The following is an 18131-nucleotide window of genomic DNA, read 5'->3' as shown; positions in this document are numbered from 1 at the left end:
TCTAAAAGCGATCTTATTTGCTCTTTATATCGGGATTTAGACTTAAAAAAATAAGACCTGGTATCCAGGCCTTATTCGTCAGCGAGCTCAGATAAATAGCTCCACCTTTCTATCAAGTACTCTAGCTGTTCATTCAACTCTTCCTCTTCCTTCATCAAAGCCTGGCCTTTTTCGAAATCACTTCCGATATTGGCCATTTCAGCCTGCACTTCTTCAAGGCGGGCTTCAGCACCTGATATCTTATCGTCGATTTCTGCCCATTCTTTTTGCTCTTTGAAGCTCAATTTCTTTTTCTTCGTTTTTTCAGGCTGCTCAACCTTTTCTTTCTTCGGCTGGGAAGAAGAAACTGAATCAGGTTTCGGCCGTTTTTCCAGGTAATCGGTATAATTGCCGTAATAAAGATCAGTACGGCCATCGCCTTCCAATACAAGCAGCAGGTCGACAACCTTATCAAGGAAATAGCGGTCATGGGATACAGTAATCACAACACCTGGGAACTCCTCCAGATAATCCTCCAATACGGTTAAAGTCTGTGTATCCAGATCATTGGTTGGCTCATCGAGCAGGAGCACATTCGGTTCTTCCATCAACAGCTTCAACAGGTAGAGCCTGCGCTTTTCTCCTCCTGAAAGCTTTTTGATCGAAGTTCCATGTGCATATGGAGGAAACAGGAATCGCTCAAGCATTTGTGCAGCCGAAATGGTTTTTCCATCGGTTGTATGGACAATTTCAGCTGTTTCCTTCAGGTACTCGATCACCCGTTTATTCTCATCCATGTCTTCATTTTCCTGTGTATAATAGGCAATGTTAACAGTCTGGCCAGTGATGATCTCGCCAGAATCAAGTTCTATTCTTCCCGACAGGATATTCAGTAAAGTGGATTTCCCTGTTCCATTACGGCCGATGATTCCCAGCCTGTCACCAGGCTTCACGAGAAGATTGAAATCATCGAGAATAACTTTGTTCTCATATTTTTTTGTTGCATCCTTCAATTCAAGTACTTGTTTGCCCAGTCTGCTGCCACTTAGAGAGATGTCCAGTTTTTCAGCAGATTTAACATTTGACACTTCTTCATCCAGTTTATCAAAACGCTGGATTCTCGCCTTCTGCTTCGTTGTCCTGGCCTTTGCGCCCCTCCGGATCCATTCAAGTTCCTGTCTGAACAGGTTCTTCTTCTTCTCGAGTGTGGCAGCTTCGTTTTCCTCGCGGATTGCCTTTGCTTCCAGGAAACTGGCATAGTTGCCTTTATAGCTGAATAGGTTTCCCCCGTCCAATTCAAATATCCTGTTCGTCACTCTGTCCAGAAAGTACCGGTCATGGGTAACGAGTAAAAGTGATCCGGAATAGCGTGAAAGATAATCTTCCAGCCATTTGACTGTTTCATAGTCAAGATGGTTGGTAGGCTCATCCAGGATGAGCAAATCAGGAGATTCAATCAGCACTTGTGCAAGTGCGACACGTTTTTTCTGACCGCCGGATAGCTCACCCATTGTTCGTGTGAAGTCTGAAATCCCAAGCTGCATCAGAATCGACTTTGCCGCCGTATTGGCATCCCAGCCATCAGAGCTGTCCATTCTCCGCTGCAACTCGTAAAACCTTTCCTGAACTCCTGCATCATCAGGTTTTTGGCCTAACTCAGAAAGAATCATTTCATAATCCCGCATCAGCTTCAGGATAGGAGCCTCTCCGCTGAATACCTGATCAAGGACGGTTTTCTCCGGTTCCATTTCAGGCTGCTGGGACAAAAACGATATTTTATAATCTTTTGCAAATATCAACTCTCCAGAGTCCGGCTGGTCAATTCCCGCTACGATTCTCAGCAGAGAAGATTTTCCGGTGCCGTTCACTCCGATCAAACCGACCCGTTCACGTTCGCCGATCGTAAATGTAATGCCATTGAAGAGGTCTTTTTCTCCGTATGTTTTTGTCACGTTTTCAATCGTGATCATTTTCATGCCTGACCATTCCATTCACTGTAAAATTGTTCAAGGAAAGCCTCCATAAAACGGTGCCTTTCCTCAGCTAGTTGCTTCGCATGCTCGGTATTCATTTTATCTTTCAGCTTCAAAAGCTTTTCGTAGAAGTGATTCACCGAAGAAGTGCTGCCACTCCGATATTCTTCAAGCGTCATTTCTCCTCTGACACCCAGGCTGGGTTCGTAAATTGGATGGCCTTTCTTGCCTCCAAAAGCAAAAGTCCTCGCAATCCCGATCGCACCAAGGGCATCAAGTCGGTCTGCATCCTGGACGATCTCCGCCTCGATACTGTCGAGTTCAATCGCCCTTCCTCCTTTAAAAGATACCGTTTCAATACAGCTTTTAATCTTTGAAGCAGTTGCACCTTCTAATTCTATGCTTTGCAAAAACGAATCAAGCTTCGCCCATCCGGCTGCTTCCGATTCATTCAATTTATCATCCGGTATATCATGAAGCAAGGCTGCCATTTCGATTATGAACCAGTCACCCTGCTTTTCCTTGCCCCAAATCAGCTGTGCATTCTTCCTCACCCGGTCAATATGATGCCAATCATGACCGGAAGAATCACCGCCCAGCTCGTTTTTCACAAATTTCTCTGTGATAGTTATCAACTCTTTCAAATCCAGCACCTACTTTCCTACCGAACTCATTTTACCATATAAATCGGCTGGTAATGGGAGGATTGACATACTGAAGTTTCATATACTTTTAAGGATATAGTGGAAGCCCTTCTATCGGACACTTTTTCACTCTCCACGCCTCCGTTTGTCAGTTAGAGCTCTTCTATCGGACACTTTTCCACCCTTCACCCTTCCGTTTATCCGTTAGAGCTCTTCTATCGGACACTTTTTCACCCTTCACGTTTCTGTTTGTCCGATAGAGCCCTTCTATCGGACACTTTTTCACCCTTCACGTTTCTGTTTGTCCGATAGAGCCCTTCTATCGGACACTTTTTCACCCTTCACCCTTCCGTTTGTCCGATAAAACCCTTCTATCGGACACTTTTCCACCCCCCACGCTTCCGTTTGTCCGATAGAGCCCTTCTATCGGACACTTTTTCACCTTTCACGCTTCTTTCTGCCCTATAGAGTCTTCCAACATGGGAGCAATGAAATGGATGAGCAAAAAAATAAGTGCCAAATCGGCACTTATACTTTTGCGTTATTCCAGCTGATTCCGATGGTATGTTCACCTGCATGGACGCCGATGACTGCTCCAATCGGGCAGCTGAGGAATGTAATATCCGGGAATATTCTCTCGAGCTGGATTTGCCATTCATCTGCAGCTTCTTTGTGAAGTCCATAGAGGATGTAAACTTCCTCCACTCCGTATTTCTCATGAGAAGTCTTCAAATATTCGAATATTTTGTCGCGGGCCTTCTTGTCGCTTCTCACTTTTTCCTTCGTATTCAATGCGCCATCTTCAATGCTGATGATTGGTTTTATGCTGAGCATGCTTCCGAGATAAAATTGCACTCCAGACATTCTCCCGCTGCGATGAAGCTGCTCCAGGCTCCCAATCATCACATAGGTTTCATTTGAATCACGGATGATTTCAAGTTTTTCCTTAATCTCCTCAACAGTCTTACCTTGCTCTGCCAGGGAAATTCCTTTCTTCAACAGTGATGTCAGCGGATATGTGAGAATTTTCGAGTCAAACGTGATGACCGGTATGTTTACAGCTTGTGCCGCCTGTACGCTTGATGCGACGGTTCCGCTCAATTTTGAGGAAATCAGAACCGAGAAAACGAGGTCATACTCTTTTTCAAGTTTTTCATATAACTCCATAAAAACACCCACAGGCGGCTGTGAAGTTTTAGGTGGAGTCTTCACCGCTTTTAACTTTTCATATAATTCTTCTGCAGTTAAATCCTTGCCATCCAGGTATTCAACATCATCCAAAACAATGGTCATCGGCACCTGGTAAACATCTGGATGGTTCTTCAATTCCTCATCCAGATATGCTGTACTGTCAGTTACCCAAGCTATTTTCTTCAAACAATCTCCCCCATTTTAAACCTGTTTTCTCCCGGACAGCTATACATGTCCAAAGTTTATATTAAACATAGAGAACTTTTTGCAAATTAATGTTTAAAAACTTTCCGATAATAGATTATTCTGAAAACAACACAGAAATTCCTGCCTATAAAAGCAGGAATTATTATTCATCCAATAATTTTTTTAGTTTATTCACTGAGTCAACCATATAGTCAATCATTTCTGTTAAATCATCAATCTGCTCCTCATAAACGAGGCGGTTAAATGATACTCTGGCAAAGTTTCTGATCCTTTGACTTTCTGCGAGCGGAAAAACCTGTACGGATTGGACAATTTCCCTGTCCTTTCCCCAGATATCTTCCAGACCTTCCTGTATGGAGCGATAAACCTGAACTTCATTTCTATGCAGCATTGTAAAAGAAATACCGACTATGCATCCTGCAAGGTGATTAGCGCTGCGGCTTCCTAATAATTCAGCTGAAAGATTTTCCAAACCAGCCTCTAAAGTCATGATCGCTGCAATTTCTTTATCATTGTATCCACTTACAGTAAAGGAAATTTCATATTTTCGCGACAGCTTGGCTGTATTGATCCAGTCATTCCGATCCACAACCTTGATTTCCCCACTCAAATCCCTGTCATATATTTCGCCTTCTATTACCACTTTTATGTTTTCAAATGCTGTCGGGTCGAACAAAATCGTTCACTCCCTTTCAAATTATAAATCCGATATAGTAAGGAACCAGCCTCCCATATGGAAGGCTGGCACTTTAGATTTCGAGACTATTATGATTAAAATAGACCAACTGCATTCCCGTCTTCATCAACGTCCATATTCAGCGCAGCCGGCATTTTAGGAAGTCCTGGCATCGTCATGACTTCACCTGTCAGAGCGACAATGAATCCTGCTCCAACCGAAGGCTTCAATTCTCTGACTGTGATGGTAAAGCCTGACGGCCGCCCAAGTTTCTGCGGATCATCTGACAATGAGTATTGCGTTTTCGCCATACAGACTGGCAGCACACCCCAGCCGAATCCTTCAAAATCCAAGAGCTGTTTCTTAGCCTTTGTTGAGAACTCGACTCCATCTGCACCATAAACCTGAGTCGCAATCTTCTTGATTTTATCCTCTAGTGAATCGGAAAGGTCATATAAATGGGCAAATGTATTTTCACTTTTTTCAATCACATCGAGCAATGTCTCAGCAAGCTCAATTCCACCAGCACCGCCCTTTTCCCAAACCTCTGTCAGCGCAACTGGTATGCCTGCATTCTCACACATTTCTTTCAGTGTATTCGTTTCGAGCTCTGTATCGGTAATGAAACGATTGATTGCAACAACATACGGCAAGCCGAAGCTGGCAATCGTCTCAACATGCTTTTTCAAGTTTGTGAAACCGTCCTTTAAGGCCTGGACATCCTCGTTCACCAACTCGGTTTTCTTCATGCCCCCGTGCATTTTCAGCGCACGGATGGTAGCCACGATGACAACTGCTGATGGGTCGATTCCAGCTGTTCTTGCTTTGATGTTCAGGAACTTTTCTGCCCCAAGGTCTGCCCCGAATCCAGCTTCTGTCACAACAAAATCAGCCAGCTTGGATGCTGATTCAGTCGCGATGACACTATTGCAGCCATGAGCAATATTGGCAAAAGGACCTCCATGGATCAATGCAGGAGTATGTTCAATCGTTTGGACAAGATTTGGCTTTACGGCTTCTTTCAGTAAAAGCGTGAGTGCGCCTTCTACCCCAAGATCACCGACAGTAACAGGCTGCTTGTCAAAGTTATAGGCAACCACCATATTGGATAGGCGCCTCTTTAAGTCCTTCAGGTCGCTTGCAAGGCATAAAACTGCCATGATTTCTGATGCAACAGTGATATCGAACCCATCTTCCCGCGGTACACCCTGAAGCGGCCCGCCAAGCCCGATGATAACCTTCCTTAATGCACGGTCATTCAAATCAAGTGCCCGCTTCCAGACAATTCTGCGCTGGTCAATATTCAGCTTATTTCCCTGCTGAAGATGATTATCGATCAATGCAGCCAGCGCGTTATTGGCTGTGGTTATGGCGTGCAGGTCGCCAGTGAAGTGAAGATTGATGTCTTCCATCGGAAGCACCTGTGCGTAGCCTCCCCCTGTTGCACCGCCCTTGATCCCCATCGTCGGTCCGAGTGACGGTTCACGCATGGCTATCATCGTCTTTTGTCCCAGCTTATTTAAAGCATCGGCGAGTCCGACGGTCACAGTCGATTTCCCTTCCCCAGCAGGAGTCGGATTAATCGCAGTGACAAGTACGACCTTGCCGCTTTCCTTTGTTTTCAATTTCGCCAAAGCTTCTGATGACAGCTTTGCTTTATACTTTCCGAACATCTCAATATCATCGGCATCAAGTCCTATGCTCGCTGCGATATCAACGATCGGCTTCATTTGGCTTTCACGGGCAATTTCAATATCTGACTTAACTTGAACATTCGTTTCCATTCCCAATCCCCCCAGATATTATCTATGTGCTTACCATCTTATATTCTACCATCAGAAAATTACTATCAGGTAAAAAATATTTATTTGTCATAAAATTTCCTCTTTAGCCAATTGCTCCATAAAAGAATTCAGACTATAATAAAAATTACTGACTTTAGTTTGCTAAAAGGGAGGTTATATTATGCCAATCAAAATACCGCTGCATTTGCCAGCGAAAGAAATATTGGAAAAAGAAAATATTTTCATCATGGATGACACCCGCGCCTCAAGGCAGGATATCCGCCCATTGAATATTTTGATCCTGAACCTTATGCCTGAGAAAGAAAAAACAGAGAGACAGCTGCTTCGATTGCTCGGAAACACTCCGCTCCAGGTCAACATCACTTTTTTGAAAACAGCTACATATGACTCCAAAACCACATCCAGGTATCATCTAGAGGAGTTTTATCAAACCTTCAGCCAGGTAAAAGAAAAGAGATATGATGGGATGATCATTACTGGGGCGCCTATCGAACTTATGGAATTCGAGGAAGTGGAATATTGGAATGAGCTGAGGGAAATCCTTGATTGGACAAAGGAAAACGTGACATCGACTTTGCATATCTGCTGGGGAGCGCAGGCTGCCATCTATCATCACTATGGCATTGGCAAATACGTCCTTCCGCAAAAATGCTCAGGAATCTTCAATCATGCAGTCCTGGATGAAACGGAAAAATTGTTAAGAGGGTTTGACGATGAATTTCCTGCACCGCATTCACGGAACACCGAAATACCTATCAATGAACTGGAAGAGCATCCAGACTTAAAGATCCTTGCGGTTTCTGATGAAGCAGGACCATTGATCATTTCAAGCATGGATGGGGCCAGAATCATGATCACCGGCCATCTTGAATATGAAGCTACTACTCTGGCAGAGGAATATGCACGAGACAGAGGCAGGGGAATTGATATCCAGGTTCCTGAGCATTACTTTCCAAATGACAATCCTGAAAAGAAACCGGCCAATCGGTGGAGGTCTCACGCACATTTGTTCTTTTCAAACTGGCTCAATTATTATGTGTACCAGGAGACTCCATTTGAATGGAATTGAAAAAACAGGCACCGACAAATCTCGGTGCCTTTCTTCGTGCTCTAAACTGGTTTTGGAACCTGGAACATGAAAACCCACATAAACGAAAGTGATTGCTGAAGCTCCAACGGCAGTGATCCCAGGGAAATCTGTTCAGCCGCCTTTTTATAGACGCCGTATTCCCCAACCTTTTTCCAGCCAATCTCCACGGCCAGTTTTTCCAGCTCCCATGGCATAATTGTATTGCAGAACACTTCTTCCCCATATAGTCTCCGGAAACTGTTCCTTCTCGGAGCAGCTGTGGGTCCAAGAATGGCAATGCAAGCAAATCCATCAGGCTTTAATACCCTGGAAACTTCTTTCAAAGATTCATATGGACTTTCCGTCCACTCAATCGAATTGATCGCCATCACTGCTTCAAAGGCGTTATTCTGGATTCCGCAATCAGTTAAATTCCCCTTAACAAAATCACAATCAATAGAATACTGCCTGGCTTTCTCAAGCATCTCCTCGGAAACATCCATTCCGGTGACCACATAACCCGCTTCCGACAGCTTCCTTGTGCCGACACCATCTCCACATCCTAAGTCTCAAATCGCCGCACCTGGTAAGACAAATTTCTCGATGAAGGGAACGATATCTTTTCGGCTTCCGTCCTCCCACATCCCCTTGCTTCTTGAATTCCATGATGTTGCCATACTGTCCCACAGTTTTTCCGATTCCTTCTTCCAATCTGATGTATTCAAAAGCTCACCCGCCTAATTTTTCTAATAATAGTAAATTCGTCAAGAAATGCAGAATTCCTGTTACGTTTATTTTTCGGGTAAAAGTGCAAGACTAGGTGGATGAAAGGAGAGATTAGATTGGAACAAGAACAGTTAGTTGCGGTACATAAAAACAATGCTGGTGAAATCATCAGCTTCCAGACCTCGAGCGGGAGGATCATCTCTTATCGTAAAGCCTTGTTGGAAGCGTCTGCAGGGAATATTTCAGGAGTGAACATCAATGATGAAACCGATGGGATTTCCTCGTTAATTTCAGCAGACGGTGCTGATTTTCAAACGTATCCAGATATATACTGACCTCAAAAAACACCTGACAGCAACTGCCAGGTGTTTGTTTTATTGGTCATCGTTTTGTTTCTGGATCGCCCTTAATTCCTGGACCCGTGTTTTGTCTTCTTCAAAAAACTGGACAAGGTCACCGATCCTGTCGATTGCATCCCAGCTTAAATGATGTTCAATTCCCTCGACATCATTATAGATGTTCTCTTCCTTCACTCCGATTACTTGCAATAATTGTTCAAGCAATTCATGTCGGTACACCAGCCTTTTGCCGGTTTTGTATCCTTTAGGAGTCAGGACAAGCCCGCGATATTTTTCATAAACCAGGAATTGGTCTTTATCAAGTTTTTGGACCATTTTTGTCACTGAGGAGGGATGGACCGATAATGCCTCTGCGATATCCACTACCCGGGCATAACCTTTTTGTTCTATTAAAATAAAAATTTGTTCGATATAATCTTCCATACTAGGTGTTGGCATCCCATGACCTCCAATGCTTATACAATAGCCATATTAAAGTTTACTATAGAAGGACAAGGGTGACAAGGCGCTACCCACCTTGATTGACGGGCTGTGGAGCCAGATCAAATTTCAGTTTGTTTTCGGTCGCATCCCAGTACAGCTTTGCGTTGAAAGTTCGATCCTTGCTCTGGAAGCCTTCGATTACATCTGTGCTTCCTTCTGCCAGCAGCTTCTTTATATTTTTTTGCGTCACTGTCTTGCCTAAGATCTGTTTGGATAGGGTAAAATTGCATTTTGTTTTTTGGTAGTTGGAGCAACCATAGAATGTACCCTTGTCCACAACCATGCCATCGCATTTTTTACATTTTCCCAGATTCGTGCCGCGCCTTGCCTTCCCGCCTTTTTTTCCGGGCACAAAGGCATTGGTGAGTTCCTCTGAAAATGTCCAGCCTGCTGACCCTTCGGTCGTTTCCGAAACCAGGTGCTTGATCATTTTTGAGGTTTGCTCGATAAACTGCTTGGGAGATGCTTCCCCCTCGCCTATCTGGTGCAGCCGCTGTTCCCATTTTGCTGTCATTTCCGGTGAAGCAAGGACTTGTCCGCCAACTGCCGCCACGAGTATTTTAGCTTTTGCTGTGGCATAAACAAGATTCTTGCGGACATCGATATAGGCCCGGTCCTTCAGCATCGTAATGATTCCTGCTCTCGTAGCTTCGGTTCCAAGTCCTTCTGCCTTCATCAGCACTTTCTCCAGCTGCTTGTCTTCAATATGCTTGCCGGCCGTTTTCATTAAGGTGATTAACTGTCCTTCAGTCAGTCTCTTTGGAGGCTGGGTTTTGCTTTCTTTTACTTCTGTTTTTACGACAGTTCCGGTTTCACCCTGTTGAACAGCAGGCAGCTCCGGTTCTTTGTCTGCATCTTTTTGAGGAAGCACCTTCTTCCAGCCTTCATCAAGCTGGACTTTCCCCTTCGAAATAAACTCAGCCCTGCCATCCACGACCGTCTTGATGGTCGTATACTCCGCAACATAAGGTCCATAGTGAGCGGCGATCAGCGTCCTTACGAGCAAATCATATAGTTTAAGCTCATCACCCGAAAGCCTGCCCAAATTTGGTACTTGTTCGGTAGGGATGATCGCGTAGTGGTCCGTCACTTTTTTCTCATTTACATATCGTTTGTTGTTTTTAATGGATTCCACCGGCAGCGGAAATAACGGTCCATACTCTGGAATAGCCTTGAGTTTATTCAGGATAGTTGGAAAGCCTTCCGCTTCGCCGGGAGTCACATACCTGGAATCCGAACGAGGATATGAGACGATTCCCCTCTGATAGAGCCCTTGTAAAATGTCCAGCGTCTTTTTCGGCGACATCTTAAAGCGCCGGTTTGCTTCAGCCTGAATCGCTGAGAGATTGTATAATAATGGAGGCAGGAATTCTTTTTTCTCGGAAATGACTTCTGCTGCTTCCGCCGCTTTGCCGCTGCAGAATGAAGCAATTTTTTCAGCCATTTCCTTTGATTTGATCCTTGAGTCACCATCTTTTTCCCATTTGCCAGTGTATTTTTTGCCATTGATATCGAATTTCCCGATTACTTCCCAGAATGGTTCTGAGACAAAGTTCTCGATTTCCAGTTCCCGTTTTACAATGAGAGCAAGCGTTGGTGTCTGGACTCTTCCAACGGAAAATACATCTGAATACCCCTTCTTCTGCAATAAGAGAGTGTACAGTCTGGATGCATTCATGCCGACAACCCAGTCAGCACAAGCACGAGTATAGGCTTCAAAATACAAATTCTTTGTATCTGATTCACTCAGCAGTTTCTGAAAACCTTCTTTGATCGCTTTTGGGGTTAGGGAAGAAATCCACAGCCGTTTCATCGGTTTCGTGCAATTTGCGAGACGAAGGATATTCCGGATGATCAGCTCCCCTTCCCGCCCGGCATCGCCTGCATGGATGATTTCAGTTACCTGGGGGTCCGAAGCCAATCTTTTTATAATATTGAATTGCTTTGCTTTCGATTTTACGACTTCATACTGGAATTGCTCCGGAATGATCGGCAATGTATTCAGCGACCACTTTTTCCAGGATGGGTTGTACTGTTCAGGCGAGGACAATTCCGTTAGATGGCCAATTGCCCAGGAGACATAAGCGCCATCCGGAAAAATTTCATTTGGAAGGATTTCAAGGTATCCATCTTTCTTCTTCATTTTAAAAACGGAGGCCAGCGTTCTGCCCTGGTCAGGCTTTTCCGCAACGATCAACTTCATAATTTCCTCCTGAAAAGCTTTAGTAAGAGCGTAGTGTAAACCTAAATTCTATTTTATCTTTATTTCGCCAAGACCGTAAAGGACTTTTATCTCAGTCTCTAAAACACATAAACAGGCAGCTGATTGCTCAGCTGCCTTTTAAAAACTATCAGTATCAAACGCCTCGACTTTATTATTCTCGTTGATGTACCATCGATCCCTATTAACGACTGCCGAAACAGTCAAAATCAATGAAGGAACTTTTTCAATCCTTACCACGATCGCTCCGACCAGTTCCTGAAATATCACGAATGATTCTCCGTGACTGAAAGCAGCCCATTGCGGACCCATGATGGCGATGGAACGAATGATTTCTTCCTTTTCTTTTTGTTCAAGGGAAAGATGCGAAGAAAAAATGATAATCCAATCCTCATCACCAATCGAAAAGCGATACATGCCCTCACCCTTTAATTCATCATATTTGACTATTAAAAGATATGAATGGCAGTTGCTTTTTATACCCCTACGATTGAATCATTTAAGACCCGTGAAATTCTCAAACCGCGGTTGAGACGCAAATCAATCAAAGTATCTTCAGTCTTGATCAGGGCCCTCAACGGTTCAAATTTATCGACCATAAGAATTGTCCCTTCTTCACCATTGCTTAAAAGAACGCGTTTCCCGACAAGGCTGTCCATGATCCTGTATAGAAAGACCACCATGATTTTCGGGTCAAATTTGCCGAAAACATCGTTTTGCATCTGGGAAATGACTATGTGGAATGGTTCCGCCTGATGGTAAACCCTCGAAGACGACATGGCATGATAGACATCAGCAATCGCGACGATTTTGGCAAACTCGTCAATCTTATCGCTCCGCAGACTGAACGGATAGCCGCCACCATCCTCCCGTTCATGGTGCTGGAGAGCTATGAGAGCAACTCTGTCATTCAACTCGGGTATATCCTTCAGCAATCTGTATCCATAAACGGTATGGCGTTTCATTTCGGCATATTCTTCCTGTGTCAGCCTGCCTGGCTTATTGAGAATTTCAGCTGGAATTCTAGCCTTTCCAATATCATGGAGGGTAGCTCCCAGCGAAAGGTCATTCAAATCGGACTGATTAAGATTCAACCATTTTCCAAGCAACGTTGAAATGATGCCGACACAGACTGTATGCCTGTAAGTATACTCGTCTTTTGACTTAAGTTCATAAAAAAGGTGATAGATATGAGGTATTTCTGCTGCCTGTCTGATTGCAGGCATGATTTCATTTTTGATTTCAGAGACAGGTACAACGCCTGTCTTCGCGACTACATCGAATATTTCTTCCATTTGTATGGAAGCTGCATCGAGTTTCCTGGAAATATCATCGATTTTAGTATTCACTGCTTTCTGTGATGTCGGGTCCTGAACGGGATTACCGTTCCTGATTGAATCCAATAATGTCTCAATTTGATAATCAGATAAGGACGTGAACGCTGATGGAGTGGTCTTCATCATAGTACCCTCCTCTAAGCTAATAATAGTCTGCTTTTTTAATTGATTGCTGTTTTTTAACTATTGAGCGGTTCAAAAGGAATGCTTCGATATGAAAATAATAACAAATTTTTCCGGAAATAGGAACCTGGACGATGATTTTTAATTTACGAAATTTTAAGATTATTAACATTATAATAGCGCTTACATTCTTGACTAGGACTATTCCAATATTGTATATTTAAGACATCATTTAATAGAATATATTTGCCATGTCAAAAGAATGCAGGTGTATCCAATTAGATGATAATATTCAACTTGACGCAGACTTTGTGTCGCGAAAGACATGGGAGGAAAGTTTAACATGCAAAACGGTAAAGTAAAATGGTTCAACAATGAAAAAGGTTTCGGTTTTATTGAAGTAGAAGGCGGAGATGATGTATTCGTACACTTCTCAGCGATCCAGGGTGATGGCTACAAATCATTAGAAGAAGGCCAGGAAGTATCTTTCGAAATCGTCGAAGGAAACCGCGGACCACAAGCAGCTAACGTAGTGAAACTATAATTCCAAAAGTTAAAGGCTGGCGCAGACGCCAGCCTTTTTGATTTGTATATTTGATTTTAGACATTTTGCATTCTTCATGGCGTTGAATGTCCTTTAAACCCACTTTCTTGGACATTTCACATTCTTCATAGCCCTGAAATGTCCATTAAAACCACATGCTAATTATAATTTCTGTCCGCATTTTTTTATTTTCTCGCCGACGGTGCATTCTGTTATGCAAAACCGGTGGGCGGATGTTTTTCCGTGTTCTTGCCGGTGATGCTTTTTCAGGAAGCATCCATTGCAATATGTATTGAGCAATGTTTCAACCTCAGCAAGGATTTCATTTCGAGTCAATCGTTTCCCTCCTGGCTATATTATTTGCATTTTGCTGTTGATCATCTTCCCCTGTAAAGCCTGGGTTGCCAGCTTGTCAGCCTCTTTGTTCTCTTTCCTTCCTACCGGATTGTATTTTGGATGCAATCCAAGCTCCTTGATCTTCTTTTCGATCCGATCCAGCCAGCGGTTGAGGGTTTCTTCATAGCACGGCCACTCACCCTCCAGCTGCTTCAAAACCACCTGGGAATCGCCTTTGATTTCACAAGACATGTTCCTGACGCCCATTTCCTCAAGGATGGTAAGCGCAAAATAAACAGCTGCATACTCTGCTTCATTATTCGTTTCCAACTCATCGAATACTTCATTTGCGCGCAGCCTGTATTTCTTTTTGCCCTGCTTGTAATAAATGATTGTGCCGAGTCCGGCCTTATAGTGGGCATTATCGAACCCTCCATCGAAATAAACAGTCAAATCATGAGGCTCTTCTTCCACCTCAGCAAGCAGTTTGCGCATTTCCTTGATTGACCAGGAGGTACCAATTTCATCAGTGAAGGAGATTTCCAACGCTTTGCCCGATTTTTCAAGTTCTTCACCAGCCTGGAGCGCATGTTCTCCATCCAGATAATCAGAGCTGAACAGGATAGGAGCCAGACCTTTTGATTTATATTCCCATTCCAATTTATATTTCAAGACTTCTCCCCACTTTCCAATCAGTTTTGTCTCCGCCATTTTTAGTTATCTTACCCATTTTCGATGGCCGTTACAATGAAAAAGAGTTGTTGGTACCGAAAATGCTTTTGTATATTTTTATAAATTATCGCTCCTATTATGATACACTATCTATTATCTGTACAAACCAACCGGGAGTGATCGTCTTTGTTCGAGGTATATATCGATGGAGCAAGTGCTGGCAACCCGGGACCAAGCGGTGCTGGCATTTTTATTAAAGGAGAAGGGGAAGTTTTCAGATATTCCATCCCTCTTGGCGTCATGTCAAACCATGAAGCTGAATATCATGCATTTATAAAAGCATTGGAAATTTGTATTGAGAATGGTTTTAAGGTTGTTTCCTTCAGGACTGATTCACAGCTGGTGAATGCTGCGGTCGAGAAGGAGTTCGTCAAAAACAAACTTTATGCCCCTCTTCTGGAAAAAGCGTTGATGCTTGCCGGCCAATTCGATCTGTTCTTCATGAAATGGATTCCATCGAGTGAAAATAAAACAGCTGATGAATTAGCGAGGAAAGCGGTCAGAGACAACAATAGGAAAGGAACCGACATCTAAATGAAAGCATCAACTTTTGCAGACTTAAGCCTATTATTCGTTGCTCTTATCTGGGGTGCAACTTTTGTCGTCGTACAAAATGCCATCTCATTCCTTGAGCCTCTCGCGTTTAACACCGTTCGATTTACCATTGCTGCACTCCTCCTGGGACTATGGCTTGTGATCTTTGAAAGGCATCAACTTCAGAAATTTGACAAGAAATTGCTTGGATCAGGGGTTATGCTGGGGTTTTGGCTGTTCATAGGCTATGCATTCCAGACGCTTGGCCTTTTGTACACCACATCTTCCAAGGCTGGTTTTATTACTGGCTTGAGCGTCGTTCTGGTCCCCTTGCTGATGATTGGGATTCTGAAACAGCGTCCAGGTATTAATTCGATCGCAGGCGTTTCGGCGGCTACCATCGGCCTTTATTTATTAACGATGTCCGATGTGTCGAGTCTTAACATCGGGGATGCTTTTGTGCTGATTTGTGCAGCAGGCTTCGCCCTGCATATCGTCTTTACCGGAAAATTCTCAAGCAGTTATCCTACACTGCTTTTGACAGCTGTGCAGATTTCTACGGTTGCCGCCCTTTCAGCTGTTTCTTCTGTCCTGTTCGAGGACTGGCAAAGAGCTTTCCAGCCAGAGGTCATTTTTTCTGCGGATGTGATGGTCGCCTTATTGGTTACATCGATTCTCGCGACTGCCCTGGCGTTCTTCATCCAGACGAATTTCCAGAAGCATACGACTGCTACCCGAGTTGCCCTGATCTTTGCGATGGAACCTGTTTTTGCAGCGATTACCGCTTATTTTTGGGCAGATGAGCGCCTGACCTATAGTGCACTGGCGGGTTGTGCGCTGATTTTCGCCGGGATGATTTTCGCTGAACTGCCATCAGGAAAATTTGAAAGCTTCGTCCGCAAACTATTTCCGAAAAAAGAGGCTGATTTCAAAGCATGATGCTTTGGAACCAGCCTTTTTTTATGATTTTTAGTTCAGAATAATTTCCACTTCAAGAATTGTCCAGCTTCAGCGCCTAGCCAGTTTTCTCCCCTGAATAAACTTCCTCGAGTATCTTGCGATAAGCGTTAGCTTTGAGCAGCTCGAGTCGCTTGTCGGGGCTGACCAGGCGCTTCCGCTTTTCGTTATACGGCCAAAAGCTCGATTTTTTTGACAAATTGCAATGCTGCTTTGCGGGAATCAATTTTATTAGAAGCGAACGTTTCAAGCAATGAAATATAAAAGCTTCCGTCAAAACCCTTTTGAGCCTTCAGGGTAATTTCGATGGCTGCATTTGCGATTTCATCGGTGGAATTCGTATATTGCTGTCCGAAAAATATGAAGCCGATGGCATCCTCGCGAAAATGGAAACCCTTGCTCTTCAAATGAAGCAGATAATCTTCAACTGTCCGCACTGACTGAATCAATCCTCTCTCTTCAAGCCGTTTCTAGTAAAATTTTACCGCATTATCCGAGCTTTTTCTACCGTTTTTTCGTTAAAAGATAACCAGCAAATCCCATAGCCATCCCGAGAAGGGCTCCGCCCAGCACTTCTTTTGGCTGATGTCCGAGCATTTCCTTCAAAGGATCCGGGGACTTTTCCTCGAACTCCACCGGGTCATCCTCATGGATTTTATCAATCAGTTCATCAAGGTCATTCACCTTTAAAGTAAGTTCTCCTGTCTGCCGTCTGATCCCCTGGGCATCATACATAACAATCATGCCATAAACCAGGGACAACGCAAAATCAATCGAACGCACTCCTCTTGTAAGGCCAACATAGGTGGTTAGGGAAGAAACGCCAGCTGAGTGTGAGCTGGGCATGCCTCCTGTTGCCAAAAATAAATCTGGTTTCCATTCCTGTGTTTTTGCATAATGAATCGGTATTTTTAAAGCCTGGGCCAGGCCGATACTTGATATCGCAATTACTGCACCTTTGTTCATCATCTGTCACCTCCATGTTATTTTGAAGAAAAATGATTGCTTTTATTCTTGACCGTTCATAATAAGGATTAAGCTGTCCAAGCAGACAACCTATTAAGGTTAATTCACTTTTCGATGGAGTTTTAAACAAAATTTTTTGGAGGGATCAAATGCGATGAGTAAAAAGGGAAACAGAGGAACAAAGGCGCCAGGAGTTAATCCACAGGGGTACGGGCAAGATGCTGAATTTGCTGAAGAGCCAAAGTCAAAGCTTGAGAATGCCGCCAAGAAAAAGAATACAAAATAATTGGCAATATAAAAACGGCTGGAGCAGAATCCAGCCGTTTTATTAGGCGTACATTGTATCGTTTTCAAAAAGACGGTGCAACCCTCTTAGTTCCACTTCATTGAACTTGGAAAGAAGCTTTTCCCTGTCAATTCGAAAAAGAGCATCGTCCATCCTGCATTCAACCGGTACATCGCACTTGATTTCTGCAAGCTGCCTGCTTAAATGAAGCATTTCTAGATCCGCTTCGATTTTGGCACGCTGTGATTTCGTCAATTGATGCAGATTGGCGATGACACCTTCCACATTTCCGTGTTCCTGAAGGAGTTTGATGGCGGTCTTCTCACCAATCCCTCGGACACCTGGGTAGTTATCGCTTGGATCTCCCATGAAGGCCTTCAAATCGATCATCTGTTCAGGCCAGATTCCCTTTTCAGCAAATAAAGTATCACGATTGTGAACCAGATAATTGCCATAACCTTTCTGCAGCAAAATGACAGAAACTCGGTCATCGATCAACTGGAGGATATCCTTGTCACCGGTCAAGATCGTGATCGAATCCACTTCTTTGGCGGTCTTGGCAATCGTGCCGATGCAGTCATCTGCTTCAAAGCCGGAAAGGCCGATATTCGGAACATCAAGTGCTTCCACTACTTCTTTGACAAGTTCGAATTGGGGCAATAGCTCTACCGGTGCATCAGGTCTGTTTGCTTTATAGTTATCAAACATTTCAGTGCGGAATGTTTTGCTTCCCATATCCCAGCATACAGCAGTATGGGTAGGCTTGAATTTTGCCACTGCAGTCGCGAAATGTTTGACGAAACCATGGATTGCATTGGTCGGGACCCCTTTGGAGTTGATCATGAACTGTCCGGAAACCGCTGTTGCAAAAAAGGCCCTGAACAACAAAGCCATTCCGTCAACAAGCATTAATGACGATTTATTAGTATCCAAAGCTGGTACCTCCTTATATATTGTTTTGATAAAACTATATGTTAAACGCT

General features: G+C 43.7%; 20 protein-coding genes and 1 pseudogene. 6 read left to right on the top strand and 15 right to left on the bottom strand.

The genetic code is table 11. The annotated features are described in order from the left end of the window. Positions 1–71: 71 nt before the first annotated feature. The 5 genes from J7E38_RS02265 to J7E38_RS02245 form a co-directional block, all read right to left on the bottom strand. Complete coding sequence (locus J7E38_RS02265) at positions 72–1955, bottom strand: ABC-F family ATP-binding cassette domain-containing protein (RefSeq protein WP_214708179.1); 1884 nt, start codon at positions 1953–1955, stop codon at positions 72–74. Next, positions 1952–2596, bottom strand: coding sequence for an HD domain-containing protein (locus J7E38_RS02260; protein ID WP_215038081.1), 645 nt, complete (start codon positions 2594–2596; stop codon positions 1952–1954). Before J7E38_RS02260 ends, J7E38_RS02265 begins: the two co-directional genes overlap by 4 nt. 528 nt (positions 2597–3124) lie before the next feature. Beyond that, positions 3125–3973 (bottom strand): DegV family protein, encoded by an 849-nt coding sequence (locus J7E38_RS02255; RefSeq protein WP_214708181.1) that lies wholly within the window; start codon positions 3971–3973, stop codon positions 3125–3127. A 163-nt stretch (positions 3974–4136) separates the two neighbouring features. Further along, positions 4137–4670: a hypothetical protein gene (locus J7E38_RS02250; protein ID WP_214708183.1), complete on the bottom strand. Its 534-nt coding sequence runs from the start codon at positions 4668–4670 to the stop codon at positions 4137–4139. A gap of 95 nt (positions 4671–4765) precedes the next feature. After that, entirely contained in the window at positions 4766–6454 is a 1689-nt protein-coding gene (locus tag J7E38_RS02245) for a formate--tetrahydrofolate ligase (protein ID WP_214708185.1), read from the bottom strand. Between the two features lie 181 nt (positions 6455–6635). On the opposite strand from J7E38_RS02245, the gene metA reads away from it, so the two are divergent. Continuing rightward, positions 6636–7544: a homoserine O-acetyltransferase MetA gene (gene metA / locus J7E38_RS02240; RefSeq protein WP_214708188.1), complete on the top strand. Its 909-nt coding sequence runs from the start codon at positions 6636–6638 to the stop codon at positions 7542–7544. Between the two features lie 41 nt (positions 7545–7585). Here the strand turns inward: metA and J7E38_RS02235 are convergent. Further along, positions 7586–8221: pseudogene (locus J7E38_RS02235) on the bottom strand (class I SAM-dependent methyltransferase). Between the two features lie 165 nt (positions 8222–8386). On the opposite strand from J7E38_RS02235, the gene J7E38_RS02230 reads away from it, so the two are divergent. Continuing rightward, complete coding sequence (locus J7E38_RS02230; protein ID WP_214708192.1) at positions 8387–8605, top strand: DUF3892 domain-containing protein; 219 nt, start codon at positions 8387–8389, stop codon at positions 8603–8605. 39 nt (positions 8606–8644) lie between these two features. Here J7E38_RS02230 and mntR read toward each other — a convergent pair whose 3' ends face one another. The 4 genes from mntR to J7E38_RS02210 form a co-directional block, all read right to left on the bottom strand. Beyond that, entirely contained in the window at positions 8645–9067 is a 423-nt protein-coding gene (gene mntR, locus J7E38_RS02225; protein WP_214708194.1) for a transcriptional regulator MntR, read from the bottom strand. 70 nt (positions 9068–9137) lie between these two features. Then, positions 9138–11315 (bottom strand): DNA topoisomerase III, encoded by a 2178-nt coding sequence (locus tag J7E38_RS02220; RefSeq protein ID WP_214708196.1) that lies wholly within the window; start codon positions 11313–11315, stop codon positions 9138–9140. A 138-nt stretch (positions 11316–11453) separates the two neighbouring features. Beyond that, a complete protein-coding gene (locus J7E38_RS02215) occupies positions 11454–11750 on the bottom strand; it encodes a hypothetical protein (RefSeq protein ID WP_214708198.1) in 297 nt (98 codons plus the stop codon). Between the two features lie 59 nt (positions 11751–11809). Continuing rightward, on the bottom strand, positions 11810–12796 hold the full coding sequence (locus tag J7E38_RS02210; protein WP_214708200.1) for an HD-GYP domain-containing protein: 987 nt from the start codon (positions 12794–12796) through the stop codon (positions 11810–11812). A gap of 340 nt (positions 12797–13136) precedes the next feature. Between J7E38_RS02210 and cspD the strand changes: the two genes are divergently transcribed. Continuing rightward, positions 13137–13337, top strand: coding sequence for a cold-shock protein CspD (gene cspD / locus J7E38_RS02205; RefSeq protein WP_023627628.1), 201 nt, complete (start codon positions 13137–13139; stop codon positions 13335–13337). A gap of 162 nt (positions 13338–13499) precedes the next feature. Here the strand turns inward: cspD and J7E38_RS02200 are convergent, their stop codons facing one another. Both J7E38_RS02200 and J7E38_RS02195 read right to left on the bottom strand, forming a co-directional pair. After that, positions 13500–13673, bottom strand: coding sequence for a zinc-finger domain-containing protein (locus tag J7E38_RS02200; protein WP_214708202.1), 174 nt, complete (start codon positions 13671–13673; stop codon positions 13500–13502). A gap of 15 nt (positions 13674–13688) precedes the next feature. Next, positions 13689–14345, bottom strand: a complete 657-nt coding sequence (locus J7E38_RS02195) for a reverse transcriptase-like protein (protein WP_215038150.1) — start codon at positions 14343–14345, stop codon at positions 13689–13691. A 186-nt stretch (positions 14346–14531) separates the two neighbouring features. Here J7E38_RS02195 and J7E38_RS02190 point away from each other — a divergent pair, with 186 nt between their 5' ends. Both J7E38_RS02190 and J7E38_RS02185 read left to right on the top strand, forming a co-directional pair. Then, a complete protein-coding gene (locus J7E38_RS02190) occupies positions 14532–14939 on the top strand; it encodes a reverse transcriptase-like protein (protein WP_214708206.1) in 408 nt (135 codons plus the stop codon). Beyond that, on the top strand, positions 14940–15878 hold the full coding sequence (locus tag J7E38_RS02185; protein WP_214708208.1) for a DMT family transporter: 939 nt from the start codon (positions 14940–14942) through the stop codon (positions 15876–15878). A gap of 185 nt (positions 15879–16063) precedes the next feature. Here the strand turns inward: J7E38_RS02185 and J7E38_RS02180 are convergent, their stop codons facing one another. Both J7E38_RS02180 and J7E38_RS02175 read right to left on the bottom strand, forming a co-directional pair. Continuing rightward, positions 16064–16345 carry a DUF6123 family protein gene (locus J7E38_RS02180; RefSeq protein WP_214708210.1) on the bottom strand — a complete coding sequence of 94 codons (282 nt, stop codon included), beginning with the start codon at positions 16343–16345 and terminating at the stop codon, positions 16064–16066. A 55-nt stretch (positions 16346–16400) separates the two neighbouring features. Next, a complete protein-coding gene (locus J7E38_RS02175; RefSeq protein WP_215038147.1) occupies positions 16401–16862 on the bottom strand; it encodes a divergent PAP2 family protein in 462 nt (153 codons plus the stop codon). Between the two features lie 154 nt (positions 16863–17016). Between J7E38_RS02175 and sspL the strand changes: the two genes are divergently transcribed. Continuing rightward, complete coding sequence (gene sspL / locus J7E38_RS02170) at positions 17017–17148, top strand: small, acid-soluble spore protein L (RefSeq protein WP_023627620.1); 132 nt, start codon at positions 17017–17019, stop codon at positions 17146–17148. Positions 17149–17190: 42 nt separating this feature from the next. Here sspL and J7E38_RS02165 read toward each other — a convergent pair whose 3' ends face one another. Further along, a complete protein-coding gene (locus tag J7E38_RS02165) occupies positions 17191–18057 on the bottom strand; it encodes a 5'-3' exonuclease H3TH domain-containing protein (protein ID WP_215038145.1) in 867 nt (288 codons plus the stop codon). Between the last annotated feature and the right edge of the window lie 74 nt (positions 18058–18131).

Origin of the sequence: Bacillus sp. ISL-35 (assembly GCF_018613355.1) — a bacterium.
Lineage (GTDB): Bacteria > Bacillota > Bacilli > Bacillales > Cytobacillaceae > Mesobacillus.
The sequence above is the reverse complement of the archived record's forward strand: the minus strand, read 5'-3'. Positions and strand labels throughout refer to the sequence as shown.